Here is a 21,705-nt window from a genome sequence, read left to right on the forward strand (position 1 = left end):
GTCAGTTCACCGCATCTTTTAAGCTCTGGATACGCTCTTTTGCATCTGGTGCATTATATACATATGATCCTGCCACTAAAACTGTTGCACCGGCGTCCGCACAGGCTTTGGCCGTTTCGGCGTTAATGCCTCCATCAACCTCTATCTCGAATGTCAGCTGCTGAGTCTTTTTCAGTGCATCAAGCTGTTCGATTTTTTTTAGCGTTTCCGGTATGAAGGTTTGTCCCCCGAATCCAGGATTGACAGTCATCACCAATACCATATCGACCATCGGCAAACTGTCTTCAATCATGGAGACCGGCGTCCCGGGGTTAATAACGATTCCCGCTTTCACTCCGTTTGATTTGATCATCTGCAGTGCCCTATGGATATGCTTTGTACTTTCTACATGAACTGATATCACATCAGCTCCAGCTTTTGAAAATTCCTCAATATAGTGTTCAGGATTTTCGACCATCAAATGGCAATCTATCGGTAAAGTAGTGTGGGGTCTAATGGCGCTGACAATTTTAGAGCCAAAAGACAGGTTTGGAACAAAGTGACCATCCATTGTGTCGACATGGATCCAATCTGCTCCTCCTTCTTCCACTTTATGAATGTCGTTTTTCAATTCCGCAAAATCAGCGCTTAATATTGAAGGTGCTATCTTCATCATTTACTTTCCTTTCTTCTTACCATATCTTGGTTTTCTGTTTTGTATTTCGTCCAGAAGAGATAAATAGTTCGTATACCTGAATTTAGCGATCAGCTGGTTCTCCACAGCTTCTTTAACTGCACAATTCGGCTCATTCTGGTGAATACAGCCACTGAACCGGCACTGCTTCCCTGTTTCCCAAATCTCCGGGAAACACTCAGACAAGTCCTGTACGGCTAATTCATCGAACTGTATGGCACTAAAGCCTGGGGTATCTGCAATCAAGCCGCCTAAAAGCGGGACAAGTTCTACATGCCTTGTTGTATGACGCCCTCGACCTAAAGACTTTGAGGTTTCCCCAATTTTCAGATCCAGATTAGGATCCAGCTTGTTCAGCAAAGTCGACTTCCCTGCGCCTGACTGACCCATAAATACAGCCAGTTTTTCCTCGACCAGTTTTCCGAAAAGCAATTGTGTGTCCTCTCGTGACAACACTGTTTCCCGTTCAGGCATGATAACCTCATAGCCGATGGTCCTGTACTGATTAACTAATGCTGAAACGTTATTGTATTCTTCTTCATTAGCGATATCAGTTTTAGTAATGTAAATGATCGGACGGATATCGTACTGTTCTATGGATACCAGGTAACGGTCCAGTAACGATGTTGAAAAATCAGGATCTACTATAGACATAATGACAAATCCGATGTCCACATTTGCTACAGTTGGCCGGGTCAGCTCATTTTTACGTGGACTTATTTCTTCTAGAGTGCCTTCTTTTACTGAATCAAAGGTAAATTTAACTTTGTCTCCTACTAGTGGCGTTTCATTCCGTTTTCTGAATATCCCACGCGGTCTTGTCTGGTACACTTGTTTTTCTTCAGTCTGGATATAGTAAAATCCACTAAGTGCTTTTATGATTCGTCCCTGTTTCACATATCCCATCCTCTCTAGTCATTTGGTCCAATACCCGTTTCTTCAATAATAGTCTCACCATTGCGGACTACTCTATAACTTGCCGTTTGACCTTCTTCCACAATAAATGTGATGATCTCAGGAGTATCTTCAAAAATATCGAACCTTCTGTAAACCTCATCGAATGTGTTTTCTGCATCTTCAACATAAATTTCAATTTCATTGGGTTCTGTATTATCTGGCGCACTTTCGTCTTCTTCATCTGTATCTGTTTCTTCATCAGCGTCACTTTCCGTATCCTCTTCATCAGTATCGGACTCATCCGGTTGCGATTCGACTGGCTCATACTCGATAATGATGCCTTTATCGAAGCTGATGAATTCCGGTTCTTCAGGGCCTGTTGAAAAGACAACTGAAATACGTGAGCCTGGATAAACGGTTGTACCCGGTTCAGGAGACTGGCTGGCCACTTGACCTTCTGGAATACTGTCATGAGGCTCATTAGTGATCGTGACAGACAAATTCAGATCATTGGCATAATCGTCCACCCCAATTGAGGAATATCCAATCAGTCGTCTAAGTGCAAATCCTTCTGGTCCTCTACTTACTGTTAAAGTCACTGTTGTTTGACTAGGTACAATTTCTTCTCCAGCTTCAATAGTCTGGGACATCACATTTCCTTCAGCAGTATCATCACTGAAGGCCTCATCTCTTTCGACTGTAAATCCTAATTCAGTCAGTTCAGCTCTAGCATCTTCATATGATTCATTTTCATAATCTTCCATCAAGACCAGTTCTTCTCCAAGACTAACGATCAGGTCAACTGCTGCATATTCCCGCAGGATTGCATCAGTGCTAGGGTTCGACTGGATAATTAATCCGCTCTCGATTTCTTCATGGTGGCGTTCTTCGATATCACCGATCTGTAGATTTAATGCCCCAAGCTCGTCTTCCGCCTCTTCAATAGATAATCCAGCTAGATCAGGTACCGAAACTTCTCGTGGTCTCGTCATACTGAAAACCAAAAGTGAGCTGATCAGAACCAGCAGCAGAATAATAACGAACAGTAAGCCTTTGCGTCTTCGTTTCCTTGACTGACCGTTTGTCTTATCCGTTTCCTTTTCAGCAGAATCTGTTTCACTTTCTTTTTGATACACTTTAGTATCAGTTTGTTTTACAGGTTTGATAGGCTCTAGCATACGCGTTGTGTCGTCTGTTTGTGGAACAGGTACAAATTTAGCTTCCTGGCTCCGTTCTTCAGAAAGGGATGTCATCAGATCCGTTTTCATCTCTGCGACTGACTGGTAACGCACTGATGATTCTTTTGCAGTCGCTTTTAACACAACGTTTTCAAGTGCCTGCGGTAAAGAGCTGTCCCTGTCTTTCAAAGAAGGCATATCATTTTGAAAGTGTTTCAGCGCAATAGAGACAGCCGATTCACCATCAAAAGGCACTTTACCGGACAATAATTCAAACAGCAAAATACCTAGAGAATAAATATCAGACTGCTTCGTTGCCATGCTTCCTCTCGCCTGTTCCGGGGAAATATAATGAACAGATCCAAGTAATGAGTTTGTTTGAGTAATAGATGTTTCAGAAAGAGCGACCGCTATTCCAAAATCAGTTATTTTAACATTTTCATCATGATCGATCAGAATATTCTGCGGTTTTAAGTCTCTATGAATAATATTGTGATTGTGTGCATATTCTACTGCATCTAAAATTTGAGACATGATTTCAATCGATTTTTTGTAGGGGATCGGTTGATTCTGCTTAATAAACTCCTTCAGATCATAGCCGTCTACGAATTCCATAACGATATACGGTGTGTCGTCTTCTCCTACATCAACAACGTTGACGATATTCGGATGTGTCAGTTCAGTTGTAGAGAGCGCTTCTCTTTTGAACCGTCTAATACTGGCCTCATCATTATGGAAATTATAAGCCATCAGCTTGACAGCAACATGTCGTTCCAGAATCAGATCTTCTGCAAGGTAGACATTAGCCATACCGCCGGACCCGATTTCTCTTATGATTTTATACCGGTTGCTTATTCTTTTTCCAGGAATCAATTACTCTCCCCTCCTTTCTAATAATGATGTATCCAGTTCGATCAGACAGACCGTAATGTTGTCTGTCGATCCATTCTTCAAGGCGGTTTCAATCAGTCGATCTGATATGCCTTTCAAATCCTTTTCCATTAACACTATGTTTTTCATCTCTTTCTCTTCGATGCCGTTAGACAGTCCATCTGAACACAGCATGACCAATTGAGTGTCTTGTTTATTTAATTCAAAAAAGTCGATACTGACTTTATCAAAGACCCCTAATGATCGGGTCAGTGTATGTCTCTGGTGATGGATTTTAGCTTCTTCTTCTGTAATCTCGCCTGTCAGTCTAAGCTCATTGGCGAAAGAATGATCTTCCGTCACGACCGTCATCTGTTTGCTGTCTCTGCTGAGCTGGTAAGCCCGACTATCTCCAATATTCCCAATGAGAATACCGTCGTCTATAAACGCGGCAGCAACCAGAGTTGTTCCCATACCTTGAAAATCACTGTATTGTTTAGCTACTCTGTAGATACGCTGATTAGCCATATTGATATGGACCTCAAGCCATTCCTGTGCTTCTTCAGGCGAAACAAAGGTCGTTCCTTTCCAGTGATGCCCCAGCAGCAGCACAGCCATTTCGCTGGCAATGTCTCCCGCTTTGTGACCGCCCATTCCATCACACAATACAGCCAGTAACTGATTGCTTTTATTATAAAATAAGTCTGTATAATCCTGATTAGAGTTTCTCATTCCTATATGCGTCTGTTTGTAAGTATCCAATTTAAATCACTCCAAGTTTACCCTATGTAGGCGGCAGACAAACCAGTAGAACACTGACTGCCCTTCGCAATAATTAGTTGATTTCTGATTTTTTTAATGATGCTATGAAAAAGCCGTCAGTATTATGCTGATGCGGATATAAGTGCAGGAAATCATCTCCTGTCACTCTTACCTCTTCATTTACAGTATATACTGGTTCAATCTCAAAGTCTTTATGCGTTTCTAAAAAGGCGTTAACAACTTCATCATTTTCTTTTTTTGTAATAGTGCAGGTACTGTATACCAGTCGTCCACCCGATTTTAACAAGGGCGCGACAGACGATAAAATATCGAGCTGCACTTTCTGCAGCGCTTCTATATCTTTTAGTTGTTTCTGATACCTTATATCCGGTTTCCTTCTCATAAGTCCGAGTCCTGAGCAAGGAGCATCAATCAGTATTTTATCGAAAGAATTCAACGCAAAATGATTTACGCTGTCTCTTGCATCCATTACATGTGTCTCGATTACATCAGCCAATCCTAAACGATCGGCATTTTCAGTCACTTTTTTTATCTTCTTCTCGTGCAAGTCTAAAGCAACCACTTTTCCACCCCTATTAGTGTCAAGGTAAGTGGCAATGTGCGTTGTTTTTCCACCAGGTGCAGCACAAGCATCCAATACACGATCTTCCGGTTTTATCTGGAGTGCCTCAGCTACGAGCATGGAGCTTTCGTCCTGAACCGTAATGACTCCTTCTTTAAAAAGAGAAGAAGTAACGGGCAGACCATTTTGAGAAATCAGCCCGCTGCTGGACACCTGGCTTTTTTTCGTCTGAAAGCCTTCTTCAGTTAACTGTGACATGACCTCATCGACTGATTTCATGTGCGTATTGACTCTTAAACTGACTTTAGCCCGAGAAGCTAATGATTCAACGATCTCTGTCGTTTCCTGAATACCCACTTCATCGACCAGCAATTCTATGATCCAAGTCGGATAGCTGAAGGATACAGATAGTTTTTCGATTGGATCCTGGATATCGTCAACTGATCTGACGCCTTTACGGTCGATCGATCGCAGTACGCCATTTACAAATCCGGCGATTCCTTTATGTCCTTTAAATTTTGCTATCTGAACAGCTTCGTCTACTACAGCATGGGTCGGTATTTTATCCAGCAGAGTCATCTGGTACAAGGACAGTCTAAGTAATTGCCTGACCCAGCTTTCAATTTTTTTCTGTTTCTTAATAAAGGGTTCAAGCTGAAAATCCAGCTTCAGTTTATTTTGAATGACACCATAGACCAGTTCAGTCAAAAAACCAACATCTTCTTTAGATAAATTTTGTTTGTTGATTGTTTCATTCAAGACTATGTTGCTGAACGACTGATTCCGTTCAACTTTTTCCAGTATAACTAAGGCGAGGTATCGACTATTCTCGTTCATTTTCTGATTCTTCAAATTTTACTCCTTCTGTTAAATGGTTGATGGCTCCGGGCAGATAATCTTCGATAGCCATCTTCGGTTTTCCAAATGGCTGTACCAGTAATAGTGACAGTATTGTAGCCTCTCCGCATTGAACCCACATTTCTTTGTTTGTCAGTTTAACGATTGTTCCAGGTTGTTGATTGTTTTGAGCCTCTATAGCTTCAGCAAGCCAAATCTTGAACCGCTTGCCATTTAACATCGTGTAGGCTCCCGGAAAAGGATTCATCCCACGAACTTTTGCTTCTATTTTATCAGCACGTGTCTGCCAGTCGATTTTTTCCTCTTCAGGAGAAATCATTGGCGCAACGGTAACATCTGCTACATTCTGCTCTACTGATTGATTGGTCCGACTGAAAATAGCTGGTAGCGTCTCTATCAGAAGGTCTTTTCCTACTAGACTCAACTTATCAAAGAGTGTTCCGACCGTATCGGTCTGATCGATCAGAATCGACCGCTGAGAAATAATGTTACCGGCATCCATTTCTTTTTCCATATACATGATGGTTACGCCGGTTTCTTTCTCCCCTTCTATAAGCGCATAATGAATCGGCGCAGCCCCTCTATATTTAGGCAGCAAAGAAGCATGAACATTGATCGCTTTATAAGGGGGGGCATTCAGTAATCTGGTCGGAACATATTGACCATATGCAGCTGTAATCAGTAGATCAGGCGCCATCTCTATAATCTGATCCAGTTCAGGAGAGCCAGACAATCTTTCTGGCTGCAGGACAGGTATATCATATTCCAACGCTTTCTGTTTTACTGGAGGAGCAGTCAGCTTTTTTTTTCGTCCGACCTTTCGATCGGGCTGAGTCACTACTGCAATGACCTGATAGTCATCCTCTTGTATTAATCCTTCGAGTATTGGAACCGAAAATTCAGGTGTTCCCATAAATACAATTTTAGGCATATGTTCCTTCCTTTCTAATTAGATGAAATCGATCGGTTGATAGTCGATCGATATAAATAACCCTTTCGCCTGTTCTCTTTGAGTAGATTGTAAGAGTTCATGGCAGGCTTCTTTCAATTTTTCTTCATTTTTATATTTAATTAAGGTCTGAAAATGATAGCGATTATGCGTCCGGGCAATCGACTTCGGAGTCGGTCCAAGGATGATCGCTTTTTCAGATAGAGACGGCTTCAAAAACTGGACAAATTCATGGATTTTTTTTGCTGCTGTCATCTCATCTTCATGACTGACGGAAAGCTTCAGCAGAAAATAGTACGGACTATAATCACTCAGCCGCCTTAAATTCATTTCTTTCTTGTAGAAAGCGTCATAATCATGGTGTTTGGCCAGCTGAATAGCGTAATGATCCGGATTGAAGGATTGCACAATGACTTCTCCGGTCTTTTCACCTCTTCCGGAACGTCCGCTGACCTGCGTCAGCAGCTGAAACGTTTTCTCAGCCGATCTGAAATCGGGCAATCCAAGGGACGTGTCCGCATTGATTACGCCAACTAAAGTAACATCTGGAAAATCCAAGCCTTTAGCTATCATCTGTGTTCCCAGCAGTATATCTGCTTCCTTCTTTTCAAACCGCTTGAACAGTTTTTGATGAGCGCCTTTTTTTCTGGTTGTATCCACATCCATTCGAATAATACGCGCATGTGGGATCAGCTCCTGCAGCTCCTCTTCAACTTTTTGTGTGCCTGTTCCGTAATACCTGATGGATTGACTCTGGCAGGCCGGACAAGTGCGGGGAATCTGTTCCTCATGGCCACAGTAATGACATTTCATCTTTTTAGTATCCATATGAAGTGTTTGAGATATATCGCAGTTTGGACACCCCAATACGAAACCACAGTCTCTGCACATGACAAATGAGGAATACCCTCTTCTGTTCAGCAGTAACACTGACTGTTCATTTTTCTCGATTCGCTTGAGGAGCTCCTCTTTTAAAGTGACTGAAAAAGTAGAGCGATTTCCATTTCTGGCTTCATCTCTCATATCCACGACCTTCACTTCAGGCATAGACGCATTATTGGCACGTTCCTTCAATTCTAGAAGCGTATAGACCTTTTTAGAGGCACGTGCGCGAGATTCTAGAGACGGAGTAGCACTTCCCAGTATAACTGGACAGTTATGATACTGTCCACGCCATATTGCCACATCTCTCGCATGGTATTTAGGAAACTCCTCCTGCTTATACGTGGTCTCATGTTCTTCATCTATAATAATCAGGCCAATATGTTTTAGAGGCGCAAAAATACTGGAGCGTGCACCAACGACTACTTTCGCTTCTTCTCTTTCGATTTTACGCCATTCATCGTATTTTTCCCCATCTGATAAGCCACTATGGAGTACCGCTACTTGATCACCGAAGCGACTTTTAAACCGTTCAACCATTTGAGGTGTCAGAGCAATTTCAGGAACCAGCATCAATGCCCCCTGCCCTTTATCGATCACTTCTGAAATCGTTTGAAGATAGACTTCCGTCTTACCGCTTCCTGTGACTCCTTTGAGCAGAAATACTTTATGCTCATCAGACTGCACTGACTCATTTATCGCTTCAAAAGCTGCAGACTGATCTGGCGACAAGACGAGCGGGGATGTCGTTTCGAAAGTGATTGCCGCAAAAGGATCACGCAGCACCTCTTTTTCAATAATCTCGCACCACCCTTTTTTCTCACCCGTTCGCAGCTGAGCTAAAGACAGATCATATTCCTTAAATTTGGATACTTCTACAAGCTCTTCTTCTGCTATCTGCTGAAGGAGATTCAAAAACAGGACCTGTTTATGGGCATTTTTTGAGATACTCATCTTTTCTTCTTCCAGCTGTTCAAACGTCATCAACGGTTTAAGATACTTGACTTTTTTAGTGGTTGTTTTATCTTTTACTTCATAATCGATATGGACTTTATTTTCTTTTTCCAGTTTGAGAACCAAGTCCAGAGCCTTTAGCTTCTCCGCTTCCTCCCAGGTGATACTGTCTTTTCCTTTGAAAAGATCGAAAAGGATTTTTTCATCAACCTCATCTATCAGATGAATTTGCCTGACATATTTCGCTTTAAGAACTGCAGGAAGCATCGTCTGATAGCACTTGATCCGAAAACTGAATGTCTTGTAAGCCAAATCTTTTCCCAGTGCTATCAGCTCATCACTAAGAACTGGTGTATTGTCCATTAAAGACTGGATCGCTTTCAAATCACCTGAATAATCTGATTCCTTATTGAATCCGACAACAAACCCCTGAACTGTTCTCCCGCCTTTTCCAAAAGGAACGACTACACGCATGCCCTTTTGGATAAACTCGGCGAACTGGTCGGGTATTTTATAGGAATACGGTTGATTAGTCTGTAGTGTCGGAACATCTACTATAACATCTGCAAGTAGAGACATATTAAATATCCTCTCAGTTCATAAAATTAATAAGCCATTCGATTATTTCAGCAGAAATGTCTGATTTATTACGAAGACTAATAGTGCGGGGAGGATTATTTTTAGACAACAATGTGACTTCATTTTGATCTACATTGAATCCTCTATCTTTCACGCCGACCTGATTGGCTACAATCAGATCAGCATTCTTGGCAGTCAGTTTTTCTTCAGCATAATTCAGAAGTTCATGAGTTTCAGCAGCAAAGCCTATAAGAACCTGCCCGGTCTTTTTCTTCTGTCCCAGATCTTTTAAGATGTCCGGGTTCTTTTTAAACTGTAACGTGAGCTCATCTTTTTTCTTCATTTTCTGCTCTTCCATTTTAACAGGAGCATAATCAGAAACAGCTGCTGCCATTATAACAGCATCTGCGTGATCAAACTCTTTTAAGACAGCATCCTGCATGTCCTGTGCTGATTCGACCTGTACCCGGGCGATATAAGCTGGGCTTTCCAGTTGACTGGCTGATACAAGCGTGACATCTGCTCCTTGTTTCCAGGCTTCTATAGCGAGCGCATGGCCCATCTTACCTGAGGAATCATTCGATATATACCTTACAGGATCGATTCGCTCCTTCGTTCCACCCGCAGTCACAATGACCTTTTTCCCTTTTAGGGGAAGGGCGTTGGAAACACTGTGTATATAAGATTCCAATTCTTCAATGATGCGACTCTTTTCAGGATAACGGCCTTGTCCGCTGTATCCTTCTGCCAAAAACCCAGTATCTGGTGTCATAACCTTATAGTTTCTAGTTTTAAGCCGTTCAATGTTTTCCTGCGTCACAGGATTTGTATACATATTAGCATTCATCGTCGGGACTGCGAATACCGGGTTGGTCGTCGCCAGTAAAGCAGATGTGACAAAATTATCAGCAATGCCGTTTGCCAGCTTTGCCAGCGTATTAGCAGTCAGTGGAGCGACAACAGAAAAGTCAGACCAGTCCGCAATATTGATGTGATTAACGACTTCGGGATTATCTTCTGTAAAGGTGTTAGTGTAAACCGTGTATTTACTCAGTACCTGGAACGTCAAAGGAGAAACGAACTCGCAGGCACTGGTCGTCATTGCCACTCGTACTTCAGCTCCCTGTTTGATCAGTTCCCGCAGTAAATCCACCACTTTGTACACTGCAATTCCACCTGTTACATATAAAGCGATTTTTTTTCCTTCTATCATTTCTCCACCTCATCAGTCTTTTTTCTATTTTACCAATTATCTGCTGCGAAGTCTTTATAATAGTTAGACTTGCGCAATCACTAGAAAAAACCTCTGAACTTGCCTGCTAAAGAACGAGTCTTTAACAAACAGATGAACAGAGGCTTCAACCTTTTTATTTTGTAATGCTGTCAGGATCAATAACTAAATCGCCTGATTTTATTTCTTCTAATGCTTTACCCACATTTTTTTTGCTTTGATAAGAATCCAGCATCAATGCTTGTTTATTATTGTGTAATTGTCTGGCACGTTTAGCAGCCAATATGACAAGTGAGTATTTTGAATCGATTTTTTTCAATAAATCATCCTGTGAAGGGTATAAAAGCATTTATTCCATCTCCTCTATAATTTCAGCGTATTCTTTTAGATTTCTTGTAACCTTGAGGTGTTCGCTTTCAATAATGTTTCGAATTTTACGAGCCGCATTTTCGACTGTATCATTTTCCACTACATAATCGTAATACTGAATGAGTTTCAGCTCTTCAGCAGCTTTATGCATACGCTTTTCGATCATCTCATCACTATCAGTCCCGCGATTAACAATACGTGACTTCAATTCTTCCAGATCAGGGGGAGATAAAAATACAAATATACCTTCCGGCATTTTTTCTCTCACCTTTAAAGCGCCCTGCACTTCGATTTCGAGAAAGACATCTCTTCCTTCATCAAGTGTTTTATTGACATATTTTAGGGGAGTCCCGTAATAGTTCCCTACATATTCGGCAAATTCCAGCAGTCCATCTTCGGCGATCAATCGTTCAAATTCCTCTTTGGTTCTGAAAAAATAATCAATGCCTTCTTGTTCCCCAGCACGTTTATGACGTGTAGTCATTGATATAGAGTAGTCAAATTCATTTGAATAATTATCAAAAATAGCTTTTCTAACTGTCCCTTTACCTACTCCTGAAGGTCCAGACAAGACTATCAACAATCCTCTATCTTTCATCTGTACTTCCTTCCCGACACAATTTCTCAATGAAAACTTATCCTCAATTCTACCATATATATCCAGTAAAATGAAATGTTATTTTAACTAATATATCTTTATATATCTTGCTTCTCCAGTAAGTATTTACAGTATAGAGCAATGACAAACGGAAACGGCCGAGTCATGATGAGCAATCTGTAGAAAGGGTTGTCCCAGTTCATTGTGTCATCTTCCAATTTATCCAGTATTTGACTGATCAGGGATCTGTTAGATATCATGGGCAACCCTTCAAAAAATTCTTCTGACCATTCTTTTCCGCTCAAAATAAAGCGGGGCTGAAATTCTTCAACTGGATCAAGGTGTTCTTCATCTCTCATTTTAGTTAACCGATGACGGATCTCATCCTGAAAGTCAGCCACTTCATACTTTCGGTCAGGAATCATATTAAATACTTTACCCGTCAGTTCAAGCATAGCCAGCGACATATTCTTTTCTGTAATCTCTGTTTTCCATCTTTTGGTCAGCTCTTTCAGTAAAGGGAGCTGATGGTCCTCTTCTTTGATGAAATGATAGAGGCCACGAGTTCTATGTCCATTCAGCAGTTCATGCAGCACAGTATAAAAAGGGGCTCTCTCTTCCTGAACACTCTCATAAGAAAATGTATACCAGACACCTGCGTATTTTTCAGGCACAGCCAGTTTCAGTGTTTCATAGTATCCTAGTTGGATATTAACTTCTGTCCGGTGGGTGTCAAATAATAACATATCCCCCAGAGGCCATTTGGTTCTGATCCATAACGAGTCGCATTCTTCGAACCGATTGTCATATTTCAAGAGACCGGGTCCATGAATATCGACCACAATCACCTGATCCGGTTTTTTATCCAGTGCCATGTTAATGGGAATTTGATTTCTATAGCCGCCATCAACATACGGGACACCATCTATCATTTTTTTCTGAATAGCCGGGTAAGCAGACGCACTGGCCAATAAATAGTCATTTAACTTCCCTTCTTCAATATCATCTAAGAAAAAGTATTCGACTGCCATCGTTTTTAAATTGGTCACAGACAGTCCAAACTCAATGCCGCTTTCTCTAATTTTTTTTTCATTATCGACAAAGGAATTGACCATATCCTCGAGCGGTTTTGAACTGATTCCTTTTTCTCTGATAATTTTGATCAGAAACCCTGTCAGAGTCCGCCTATAATCTTTAAAGCTTCTAATGTTCAATGGGCCCTTAATATCTAGTACGTTACCTGTCTCAATTTGCTTCCACATCTTTTCTGCTTCCGCTACATTTCCCAGTATAAATAATGCGCCGTTAAGAGCCCCTACGGAAGTCCCTGTCACAATGTCCGGTTTATACTCCAGTTCATCCAATGCTTTCCATACGCCGATCTCATAAGAGCCTTTAGACCCTCCGCCGCCAAAGACCAACGCTCTTTTTTTACTGTCATCTAAGAAAAAAGAATGATTCATCAAACTGAGCCACCTTTCACGTTATCTTAAGTATATCTAAGAACTGACCGGTTACAAAGCGTTACACTATGTACAACCGTAAAAACAGAAGAATAGGTTTTTCAACCTGTTCCCCTGCTTTTACTGTTTTATTTAGTTATTGACCCATATCTTTAACTTTCATTAAACGAGTAATGGCCGAACGTTCACTTTCATCAAGCTTCATTCGAATAAAGTAGATTGTTTCATCCAGTTGAGGAATCGTCATATATTCTAATGCATTGACTCGTCTTCTCGTTTTTTCAATCTCATCAGCCATTAGCTGACACGTTTTTTCAATCTCTGCGAGCTCAAGCATTTTCGGCATGACTTCAGTCAAAGCCTCGAATGTCAGATCCAATTCACCATTGGAGTTTAAATAACCATAGCTCAAATCATTAGAATCACTCGTATGATCATCATAATGAAAGTTCATCTGAGGCACACGAACGCTCATGATATTTTTACGATCGATATTCAAAGACACTGTTCGACTAGGCACTGCCATCAGTTCTTCAATATAATTTTCGTGTAATAATGATTTTGCCATCGCAAATGACTGCATGGCTTTTTCAAGCTTTTCTTCAACTTCGATTCGCAACTCATTATTTTTTCTAATTAACTGAATAAACTGACGCATTAGTTCGTCTTGTTTATCTTTTAACAATTTATGTCCTCTGGTGGCCAATTTTAATCGTTTCTTTAAATTGGCCAGTTCCATACGAGTGGGGTTGACATTTAATTTAGCCATCTACCTCACTCTCCCTTTGGCAAGTATTTGTCCAGCATATCATCTTTAATACGTTTTAATTCACCACGAGGCAATACTTTAAGCAGATCCCAACCTAAGTCCAAGGTTTCCTGGATCGTACGTTTAGTGTAGTTCCCCTGGTTAACATATTCTTTTTCAAATTTATTTGTAAACTCAACATATTTTTTATCTGTATCGGATAATGCAGCTTCACCTAAGACCGCTGACAACTCTTTCGCTTCTTTCCCCTGCGCATAAGCAGAGAAAATCTGGTTCATCGTTGGAGCATGGTCTCCTCTTGTTTTTCCTTCACCCGTCCCTTTATCTTTCAATCGGGATAGAGAGGGCAAAACATCGATTGGCGGCTGATACCCCTGGTTGTACAATTCTCGAGACAATATGATCTGTCCTTCAGTAATGTACCCAGTCAAGTCAGGAATCGGGTGTGTAATATCATCTTCCGGCATAGTTAATATCGGAATTTGAGTAACAGATCCTTTTGTTCCTTCCAGACGTCCGGCACGTTCATATAATGTAGCCAGGTTTGTATACAGATAACCAGGATAACCTCGACGTCCAGGCACTTCACGTCTAGCAGCTGAAATTTCACGTAAAGCTTCTGCATAGTTAGTCATGTCTGTCATGATAACCAGAACATGCATGTCTTTCTCAAAAGCAAGGTATTCAGCAGCTGTTAATGCCATTCTTGGTGTTGCGATACGTTCGATAGCGGGATCGTCTGCCAAGTTGATAAAGAGTACAGAACGATCGATCGCTCCAGTTTTCTTAAAGTCGTTCATGAAGTATTCGGCTTCTTCAAAGGTGATACCAATTGCCGCAAATACAACCGCGAATTTTTCATCCGCATTAGTTACACTCGCCTGTCTGGCAATCTGAGCAGCCAGTTCTTTATGAGGAAGTCCAGAACCAGAAAATACAGGTAGTTTCTGTCCACGGACAAGCGTATTTAAGTGATCAATTGTTGAAATCCCTGTCTGGATAAATTCATCAGGATAATTTCTGGCGATTGGATTGATTGCCATACCGTTAATATCCAGGCTTTTTTCAGGAATCAAATCAGGTCCACCATCATTGACTCGTCCCATACCATCGAAAGTCCGTCCGATCATATCTTCAGAAACATCTAGTGATAATGGTTTTCCTAAGAAACGAACTTTGGTGTCTTCTAAGTTGATACCAGTAGATCCTTCAAATAACTGAACAACAGCTTTATCTCCATTGATCTCCAGTACCTGACCTCTTCGGCGTTCACCTGTCTGTAGTTCGATATCTACAAGCTCGTCAAATTTGACTCCTTCGACACCCTGGACAGTCATCAGTGGTCCAACGATTTCGGTTACTGTTTTATATTCTTTAAGCATCTGATTCTACACCACCTTTCTCTAATACTGTCTGGATATCTTTCTCTGACTGATCTCGAATACCTTTGATCTTAGTCATTTCTTCTTCTGGAATAAATTTCATTCGGCCTATACGTTCAACAACGTTCTCAGTGCCTTTGGTAATCTCATCAAAGTATGCACCTAATTCCATTGCTCTAGCAGCCTGATCTTCAAATGTCAAAATAGTGTGGAGCATTTCATACTGCTTGTCACGAGATGTATAAGTATCAACATCGTCAAATGCATTCTGCTGCAAGAAGTCTTCTCGTATCATACGCGCAACGATCAGTTTCAACCGATCACGTTCAGATAATGATTCTACTCCTACAAGTCTAACTATTTCCTGAAGTTCCGACTCATCCTGAAGCAATGCTTTTGTACGTGTGACCATCGTATTCCAGTCCACATCCAGTTTTTTACCGACATAGTCATTCATTTCATTACTATATAATGAGTAAGAATTTAACCAGTTGATTGAAGGGAAATGACGACGTTGTGCTAATGCACTGTCCAGTCCCCAGAATACTTTGGCTACGCGCAATGTGTTTTGAGTAACGGGTTCAGACGTATCTCCTCCTGGAGGGGATACCGCTCCGATAGCTGTGATGCTCCCTTTACGCTCAGTAGAGCCTAAAGTAACGACCATTCCTGCACGTTCATAGTACTCAGCAAGACGTGATCCCAAGTATGCTGGATACCCTTCATCACCGGGCATTTCCTCAAGACGCCCTGACATTTCACGAAGGGCTTCTGCCCATCTTGAAGTTGAGTCAGCCATAACAGCTACAGAATAGCCCATGTCACGGAAGTACTCAGCGATTGTGATTCCAGTATAGATAGAGGCTTCCCTTGCAGCTACGGGCATATTAGACGTGTTTGCTATCAATACAGTACGCGCCATGATTGATTCGCCTGTATTAGGGTCGATCAGTTCTGGGAACTCATTGATAACGTCCGTCATTTCATTTCCGCGTTCTCCACACCCAACATAGACAACTAAATCAACATCAGCCCATTTAGCGATCTGGTGCTGAACAACTGTTTTACCGGCTCCAAAAGGACCAGGAACTGCAGCAGCTCCACCTTTAGCTACAGGGAATAGTGTATCGATAACACGTTGTCCTGTAATCAGTGGTTCTACAGGGTTCAATTTACGTTTGATTGGACGACCTCTACGTACAGGCCATTTCTGAGTCATTGTAAACTCTTTGTCTCCATCTTCTGTTTCCAGAACATAAATCGTTTCACTAATAGTGAATGAACCGCTTGCTATGGTTTTAACTGTTCCTTTAACACCATGCGGAACCATAATACGGTGTTCAATAACGTTAGTTTCTTGAACTATACCAACGATATCTCCTTCAACGACTTCAGTTCCTTCTTCTACTGAAGGAGTGAATTCCCATTTTGTACTGCGGTTCAATGGTTCGATAGTCATTCCTCTTTCAAGGAAGTTACTAGCCGTTTTTCTCATGAATTCATCTAAGGGTCTTTGGATACCATCGAACATCTGTGAAATCATTCCTGGAGCCAGTTCAACAGATAACGCTTCTCCTGTCGTTTCAACTTCTTCTCCCGGTCCAACCATAGATGTTTCTTCATAAACCTGTATAGACGCGACATCGTCTCTCATTTCAATAATTTCACCAATCAGTCCTAATTTCCCGACTCGGCAAATATCTTGTATGTTAGCTGTTTGCATCCCTTTTGCTGTAACCAAAGGGCCTGAAACACTGACAATTGTTCCTTTACTCAAATTCGTACCCTCCTATAAAATATTTTGACCCACTGCTTTTTCGACATTCTGTTGCACACGTTTTTTACCAATCCCACGTGAGCCTGCATGATTAGGGATCAAAATGATGGCAGGTTTCATTTTAGCATCATAGCGCGTAATCGTTTCTGGAACTAATTCTGCCAATTGTTCCGTCAAATAAATCACACCATAATCTTTATCCGCTAAGCTATCGATCAATCGGCGTGTTTCTTTCGCTTCTGATGCGAAAAAAACTGAGAAACCAAGCATCTTAAATGCCAGTACGGATTCTTTATCCCCTACGACTCCAATTTTACTAGGCATAGTTCAATCGCATCCTTTCTCTTACTGCCTCTGATGACACACCATTTTCTTTACCGGAAAGAATCAGACGAAGATTTTTGACCTCGATCTCTTTGGCGTATAAATAAGCCAATACGGGCTTCGGTCCAAATGATTCCAATCTTGCAGTTCTCATAATTTCCATATAGGCATCATCAGTTTCCTGATCGACTTTAACCGTGGAAATCTCGTTAGTTTCACTATCAAGCGAGCGTTCCATCAGTTTTCTGTAATCTGTGCTTCTGAAATACTGCAAAGCATACTGATGTCCATTCTCTGCAATATCCAGTAAATCGCTTTTTGGAATAGATCCTGAACTTGAAAGAACAGTATATAAAAAGTTCCTATTCTTATTCTGCTTCATTCCTCTGATCAATGTGGAGAAATTGTTATAATCAATAAACGTCTCGATCAACTCAGGAATTTTGTCTTCCTTTGTCTGATCAGCCAGAAGTCTCAGGTGAGTAAAATACCGTCTGTCTAGAATGATATCCACTGCCTGTACATTATGGTACTCATTGTAATCTTCCAGTACTTCATTGATACTATCCAAATATTCTACTGGCAGGACTTCAGATTCGCCTGTACGAACAGCTTGTCGGAGTTCGGAAATAGGGTATCGACCGATAGGAATAAGAAGATGATCCAATTCCTGTTCAGTAAATTCTCCCTTAAACAATACTTTAAGATTGTGGTATGCATATCTTAGGCCGACCAGCTCAATCAGTTCTTTATTGGGTACGATATCAAAGAGTTCGTCGAACGTCTGGTGCAGTTCGTTCATGAACATTGAATCATAGTTCTTATCTTCCTTGATTCTTTCTACATCATTACGGTAAGGTGTCTCACGCAGGACATTAACAGCTTCTTCAAAAGTATCTGCTGTCAGCATCCTCTCAAAATGAGACCGTGTGAGGAGATCATTCTCATAGATACGTATGAGAACATTACTTGATCCATAAGCGCTATCTTTCAATTCAATACTCCTCCCTTAAAACAGTTCTTTAGAAATTTCTGGTAATATATCGATTTTAGCATCATCTATTAAAGCATCGAATAAGAAGTTATATTCAATACCATCCTTTTCTATCAGTAATCCTGATTGTTTTGGTACAGACTCATCTGCAAGGACAACAGTTAACTGGGCCGGTTTATTTGAAGCCAGCCAAGCACTGTCAATTGATCCAACAGATTTTTCTCCGAGTTTGAGTACAATCTCTTTTTCATGCTGAAACTGTTTCAGTACATTTGATGTAAATTGTTTGAATGACTCTGAATTTAATGTGTCCAGTTTATCTTTAGCTTCCTTGAAAACGTTAGTCAGAATAACTTGCTTACCCGCTAACACTTCATTTCTTCTTTTAATTTCAAGGGTATTTTTTTTAATTGTGTATTCCTGTTCATATGTTGCTTTAATATCATCTTTAGTTTGTGAGCGTTTTTGAACCTCTTGTGCTTCAGCAGCTTGAACATCATCTTCAGCCTTGTTTTTGGCCTCTTCAACTTCTTTTCTGATGACTGCTTTTTCTTTTTCAACAACACGCTCTGTTAGTAATTTTAAATCTGCCATGGTTTCCCTCCTGTTCAGAGTAATAGTATAAAATGAAACAAAGGAATTTAGTTTCAATCGTAAAAGGATTACTATCTTTCACTGAATGCCAAATTCCTTTTAAATCATTTTTTACATGAAGATGATCATCATCAGGGAGATAACGAAACCTAAGATAGCGTACGTTTCTACCATAGCTGAGAATATAATCCCTTTAGTTGTATGTTCAGGTTTTTGTGCCAGTATCTGCATAGCAGCAACTGATACTCGTCCTTGTAAAGCTCCGGAAACCAAACCAGTGAATCCTACAGGTAAACCAACCATCATGTAATACCACCCTGTTGAAACATCCAGATTAGTAGACAGGTTGATGATAATCAACAGCCCGATAACGAATCCGTAAAGACCCTGTGTTGCCGGTAGCATCTGAAGTACTAATGCCAGACCAAATTTTTCCGGTTGCTCTTTAGTCAATGCAGCTGCTGCTTCACCAGCAGAACCTACACCTCTAGAAGATCCGATACCTGACAAGATTACTGCCAGTCCAACACCAATTGCACCAAATACAAATCCTAAATTGTCACCAAAAAACATTTCAAAGTTACTCATTATCCTATTCCTCCATTTAATTAATTATATTTTTATTAATTGTTGTTATCTTCCATCCAAATATGCTTTTCAAGCATTTTAAGCGGAGTTAGTGGTTTCCCGCCACCCTCGTAAAATTTCCCGAAAAACTCAACATACTGTAATCGAGAAGTATGCACGTATGCACTTAAGAATGTTAAGGCAATATTTAACGTGTGTAAGGCGATGATTATGAGTATCCCCACTGTAAAGCGGGCTACAGGAGGTAAGAACCCTATGATCATATTGAAAGCCATAGCGATATTCGCACTTGCGACTCCTAGAGCCATTAATCTTGTATAACTGACAATATCTCCTACGTATCCTGAAATGCCATACAAATTATAGGCACCCAGTCCAAGGCCAAGCGCTTTATTGGAACTCGACATGGCTGATACAGCTAAGATTCCAACTGCATTTAATACGACCAGACCGATACCTACTTGAGTAAGCAGCTGATTGTTGAGCAGCATTGCTCCGGCTATCCATAAGATAAACCCGATCAGCATCAGGAACCAGGCATAACCATCAACATACGCTGAGGCTCTCTGCCCTTGTCTGTTCTTGATTTTTCCGTTTAATATTAGTCCGTAGAGAAGATGGATTAATCCTAACACGACAGAAAACGCCATGATTTCCAGAACATCATCCTGCAGTGAAAAGACTTGTATGGGAAGTTCGATCCCAAAGAAACTTCCGAAGAACACACCAAATGCCATAGTCGGATAGGATAATATATGAAGGAACTTAACAAAACTTCCCGTCGACCCTTCTATATTTAGAGCCTTTAATGCAAAAAGTGTCACTCCAAACAGCAGTAGTCCATATCCAAGATCCGCACTCATTATTCCAAAGAACACCATAAAGAATGGCATCATCAGAGGTGTTGGATCCACATCGTTATATTTTGGATAACTGAACATTTTTGTGATCATTTCAAAAGGACGCACCAGATTGTTGTTCTTCAATACAATAGGAACATCTGCGTATTCTCTCATTTGAATATCATCAGATAGGATGACAACTTCGTTATCCCCAATCGTCCGTTCAACATTCTTTTTCAGCCCGGCTACCTTATCTTCTTCTATCCAGCCTGATAACAGGAAGAGATGATGACTGTCGATGAACAGTGACTGAGCATTCTGCCTTTCAGAAATATTATAATAATATTCTTCCGCCAATTCTAAATCTTTAAATCTGTCTTTCCATTTACTCATGGTCTCAATAGTCGACTGTCTTTCTTCACGTCGTTCTTTTTGAGAAGTCAGATTATTATATAAGGCATCTTCCGGCAGGAGATCATGTTTATAATTTAATGCTCTGAAACTATACTGGCCGATCACCTGATCAAAATGTGCTTTTTCTGCTTTGGGTATAATGATAAGATAAGCAACTTCATCACTTCGTCTGTATATTTCATCGAAATACATCTTACCGTTTTCTTTAAGTGATTCTACTAATTCTTCAGCATGCTCTTTATCAACAGAGCCTACAATAACGTCCATCAGCTTGAATCCTTTAACTTCTTCCGGCATGAAATTCAGTGCACGCCATTTTCTGAGAAAGGCTTCTTCCTGCTTCAAATCTTTGATCTGCTCATCCAGCTGATTGATTTTAGTTTCCATTTTTGAAACGTCATCTAAAATAACCTCAATATCTGCTTTTTCTACATGCTTCTCAAGATCTTTCAGCGAGTATACTTCTTTTTTAGATTTCAGTTTTTCAAACAGTCCCGGCTGATCGATATACTCCTTCAGGTAATTTATTGAATATTCAATATCCTGTAGACGAGTATCCATATCTGAAGCTGCTTTATTTGAGATATTCGTTTCAAAGTCTTTCAGCAGTTCGTCTTCCATGTCTTCAGCTAACGGGATGATTTCTAGACTTTGCATTTCCTGAACGCTTTTCAACAGCGCTTCTTTATTAGCGTGTTCAGCTAATAAAGTCAGCTTTTTCATTTTGGCTATGGCCATATCGATGCAATACCTCCTCTGCTATTCGATTGGCTAATCTTTCTTTATTTTGTTCGTATGCTTCATTAAATCGTTGAACGTCTGTTGCTACTTGCTCTTCCAGAAGATCTTCATCTCTTTTTAGCTTTGTTTCCAACTGTTCTTTTTGTTCGTTACGGTAGGCGGCAAGTTCATGTTCAGTTTGCTCTTTTATTTTATCGATTCTGAGAGCCTTGCCTTCTTTGATGTCTTTTATTTCTTTTTCTGCATCGGCTCTGAGTTCTTCAACTCTAGCTTCTGCTTCTTTCACATAATTAATAGCTTCACGATTCATCTTTCTCCCCCTTTCGACAAAAAGGGCGCAGCTAACAAGCTTTCTTCTCGCCCTAGAAGAAATAAACCTTGAAAGCTCACGCCCAACCGCATTCATATTATTTGTACTAACAGATTTTATAATA

The 21,705-nt window shown here is 40.7% G+C and carries 20 protein-coding genes and 1 other annotated feature; all 20 genes read right to left on the minus strand.

Annotated features, from left to right (window positions below):
• Position 1 precedes the first annotated feature (1 nt).
• The 20 genes from rpe to CLV38_RS01160 all read right to left on the minus strand — a co-directional run bounded on the left by rpe (position 2) and on the right by CLV38_RS01160 (position 21,581).
• Entirely contained in the window at positions 2-652 is a 651-nt protein-coding gene (gene rpe / locus CLV38_RS01065) for a ribulose-phosphate 3-epimerase (RefSeq protein ID WP_106190803.1), read from the minus strand.
• 3 nt (positions 653-655) lie between these two features.
• A complete protein-coding gene (gene rsgA / locus CLV38_RS01070; RefSeq protein WP_211295387.1) occupies positions 656-1,579 on the minus strand; it encodes a ribosome small subunit-dependent GTPase A in 924 nt (307 codons plus the stop codon).
• 5 nt (positions 1,580-1,584) lie between these two features.
• Positions 1,585-3,621: a Stk1 family PASTA domain-containing Ser/Thr kinase gene (pknB, locus tag CLV38_RS01075; RefSeq protein WP_106190390.1), complete on the minus strand. Its 2,037-nt coding sequence runs from the start codon at positions 3,619-3,621 to the stop codon at positions 1,585-1,587.
• Positions 3,622-4,380: a Stp1/IreP family PP2C-type Ser/Thr phosphatase gene (locus tag CLV38_RS01080; protein WP_106190392.1), complete on the minus strand. Its 759-nt coding sequence runs from the start codon at positions 4,378-4,380 to the stop codon at positions 3,622-3,624.
• 73 nt (positions 4,381-4,453) lie between these two features.
• Positions 4,454-5,800: a 16S rRNA (cytosine(967)-C(5))-methyltransferase RsmB gene (rsmB, locus tag CLV38_RS01085; RefSeq protein ID WP_106190806.1), complete on the minus strand. Its 1,347-nt coding sequence runs from the start codon at positions 5,798-5,800 to the stop codon at positions 4,454-4,456.
• A complete protein-coding gene (gene fmt, locus CLV38_RS01090) occupies positions 5,787-6,752 on the minus strand; it encodes a methionyl-tRNA formyltransferase (protein WP_106190394.1) in 966 nt (321 codons plus the stop codon). The genes rsmB and fmt overlap by 14 nt, the downstream gene beginning before the upstream one ends.
• A gap of 18 nt (positions 6,753-6,770) precedes the next feature.
• Entirely contained in the window at positions 6,771-9,185 is a 2,415-nt protein-coding gene (gene priA / locus CLV38_RS01095; RefSeq protein ID WP_106190396.1) for a primosomal protein N', read from the minus strand.
• Between the two features lie 13 nt (positions 9,186-9,198).
• Complete coding sequence (gene coaBC / locus CLV38_RS01100; protein WP_106190398.1) at positions 9,199-10,398, minus strand: bifunctional phosphopantothenoylcysteine decarboxylase/phosphopantothenate--cysteine ligase CoaBC; 1,200 nt, start codon at positions 10,396-10,398, stop codon at positions 9,199-9,201.
• 154 nt (positions 10,399-10,552) lie between these two features.
• Positions 10,553-10,765: a DNA-directed RNA polymerase subunit omega gene (rpoZ, locus tag CLV38_RS01105; RefSeq protein WP_106190400.1), complete on the minus strand. Its 213-nt coding sequence runs from the start codon at positions 10,763-10,765 to the stop codon at positions 10,553-10,555.
• A complete protein-coding gene (gmk, locus tag CLV38_RS01110) occupies positions 10,766-11,383 on the minus strand; it encodes a guanylate kinase (protein WP_106190402.1) in 618 nt (205 codons plus the stop codon).
• Between the two features lie 98 nt (positions 11,384-11,481).
• Entirely contained in the window at positions 11,482-12,846 is a 1,365-nt protein-coding gene (locus CLV38_RS01115; protein ID WP_106190404.1) for a patatin-like phospholipase family protein, read from the minus strand.
• A gap of 136 nt (positions 12,847-12,982) precedes the next feature.
• Complete coding sequence (locus CLV38_RS01120) at positions 12,983-13,615, minus strand: V-type ATP synthase subunit D (protein WP_106190406.1); 633 nt, start codon at positions 13,613-13,615, stop codon at positions 12,983-12,985.
• 5 nt (positions 13,616-13,620) lie between these two features.
• A complete protein-coding gene (locus tag CLV38_RS01125; protein WP_106190408.1) occupies positions 13,621-14,997 on the minus strand; it encodes a V-type ATP synthase subunit B in 1,377 nt (458 codons plus the stop codon).
• Positions 14,990-16,720, minus strand: a complete 1,731-nt coding sequence (locus CLV38_RS01130; protein WP_425427759.1) for a V-type ATP synthase subunit A — start codon at positions 16,718-16,720, stop codon at positions 14,990-14,992. Before CLV38_RS01130 ends, CLV38_RS01125 begins: the two co-directional genes overlap by 8 nt.
• Before the next feature lie 66 nt (positions 16,721-16,786).
• Positions 16,787-17,098 (minus strand): V-type ATP synthase subunit F, encoded by a 312-nt coding sequence (locus CLV38_RS01135; RefSeq protein WP_106190412.1) that lies wholly within the window; start codon positions 17,096-17,098, stop codon positions 16,787-16,789.
• Positions 17,091-18,092: a V-type ATPase subunit gene (locus CLV38_RS01140; protein WP_106190414.1), complete on the minus strand. Its 1,002-nt coding sequence runs from the start codon at positions 18,090-18,092 to the stop codon at positions 17,091-17,093. The genes CLV38_RS01135 and CLV38_RS01140 overlap by 8 nt, the downstream gene beginning before the upstream one ends.
• Before the next feature lie 15 nt (positions 18,093-18,107).
• Positions 18,108-18,686 (minus strand): V-type ATP synthase subunit E, encoded by a 579-nt coding sequence (locus CLV38_RS01145; RefSeq protein ID WP_106190416.1) that lies wholly within the window; start codon positions 18,684-18,686, stop codon positions 18,108-18,110.
• A gap of 111 nt (positions 18,687-18,797) precedes the next feature.
• Positions 18,798-19,274 carry a V-type ATP synthase subunit K gene (locus tag CLV38_RS01150; protein ID WP_106190418.1) on the minus strand — a complete coding sequence of 159 codons (477 nt, stop codon included), beginning with the start codon at positions 19,272-19,274 and terminating at the stop codon, positions 18,798-18,800.
• A 35-nt stretch (positions 19,275-19,309) separates the two neighbouring features.
• Positions 19,310-21,268 carry a V-type ATP synthase subunit I gene (locus CLV38_RS01155; RefSeq protein ID WP_106190420.1) on the minus strand — a complete coding sequence of 653 codons (1,959 nt, stop codon included), beginning with the start codon at positions 21,266-21,268 and terminating at the stop codon, positions 19,310-19,312.
• Positions 21,228-21,581: a hypothetical protein gene (locus CLV38_RS01160; protein ID WP_106190422.1), complete on the minus strand. Its 354-nt coding sequence runs from the start codon at positions 21,579-21,581 to the stop codon at positions 21,228-21,230. Before CLV38_RS01160 ends, CLV38_RS01155 begins: the two co-directional genes overlap by 41 nt.
• A 41-nt stretch (positions 21,582-21,622) precedes the next feature.
• Positions 21,623-21,669, minus strand: a sequence feature (sodium ion sensor (DUF1646 type); this cis-regulatory element may regulate processes involved in with the transportation of sodium ions).
• Positions 21,670-21,705 lie beyond the last annotated feature (36 nt).

The sequence above is a fragment of the Alkalibacterium olivapovliticus genome (assembly GCF_003003275.1).
GTDB lineage: Bacteria > Bacillota > Bacilli > Lactobacillales > Carnobacteriaceae_A > Alkalibacterium > Alkalibacterium olivapovliticum.

Bases quoted from the DNA above. Each gene is read 5' to 3' on its own strand.
- rpe (WP_106190803.1), bottom strand. From the start codon at position 652: ATGAAGATAGCACCTTCAATATTAAGCGCTGATTTTGCGGAATTGAAA.
- rsgA (WP_211295387.1), bottom strand. From the start codon at position 1,579: ATGGGATATGTGAAACAGGGACGAATCATAAAAGCACTTAGTGGATTT.
- rsmB (WP_106190806.1), bottom strand. From the start codon at position 5,800: ATGAACGAGAATAGTCGATACCTCGCCTTAGTTATACTGGAAAAAGTT.
- fmt (WP_106190394.1), bottom strand. From the start codon at position 6,752: ATGCCTAAAATTGTATTTATGGGAACACCTGAATTTTCGGTTCCAATA.
- priA (WP_106190396.1), bottom strand. From the start codon at position 9,185: ATGTCTCTACTTGCAGATGTTATAGTAGATGTTCCGACACTACAGACT.
- coaBC (WP_106190398.1), bottom strand. From the start codon at position 10,398: ATGATAGAAGGAAAAAAAATCGCTTTATATGTAACAGGTGGAATTGCA.
- rpoZ (WP_106190400.1), bottom strand. From the start codon at position 10,765: ATGCTTTTATACCCTTCACAGGATGATTTATTGAAAAAAATCGATTCA.
- gmk (WP_106190402.1), bottom strand. From the start codon at position 11,383: ATGAAAGATAGAGGATTGTTGATAGTCTTGTCTGGACCTTCAGGAGTA.
- CLV38_RS01115 (WP_106190404.1), bottom strand. From the start codon at position 12,846: ATGAATCATTCTTTTTTCTTAGATGACAGTAAAAAAAGAGCGTTGGTC.
- CLV38_RS01120 (WP_106190406.1), bottom strand. From the start codon at position 13,615: ATGGCTAAATTAAATGTCAACCCCACTCGTATGGAACTGGCCAATTTA.
- CLV38_RS01125 (WP_106190408.1), bottom strand. From the start codon at position 14,997: ATGCTTAAAGAATATAAAACAGTAACCGAAATCGTTGGACCACTGATG.
- CLV38_RS01130 (WP_425427759.1), bottom strand. From the start codon at position 16,720: ATGCAAACAGCTAACATACAAGATATTTGCCGAGTCGGGAAATTAGGA.
- CLV38_RS01135 (WP_106190412.1), bottom strand. From the start codon at position 17,098: ATGCCTAGTAAAATTGGAGTCGTAGGGGATAAAGAATCCGTACTGGCA.
- CLV38_RS01145 (WP_106190416.1), bottom strand. From the start codon at position 18,686: ATGGCAGATTTAAAATTACTAACAGAGCGTGTTGTTGAAAAAGAAAAA.
- CLV38_RS01150 (WP_106190418.1), bottom strand. From the start codon at position 19,274: ATGAGTAACTTTGAAATGTTTTTTGGTGACAATTTAGGATTTGTATTT.
- CLV38_RS01155 (WP_106190420.1), bottom strand. From the start codon at position 21,268: ATGGCCATAGCCAAAATGAAAAAGCTGACTTTATTAGCTGAACACGCT.
- CLV38_RS01160 (WP_106190422.1), bottom strand. From the start codon at position 21,581: ATGAATCGTGAAGCTATTAATTATGTGAAAGAAGCAGAAGCTAGAGTT.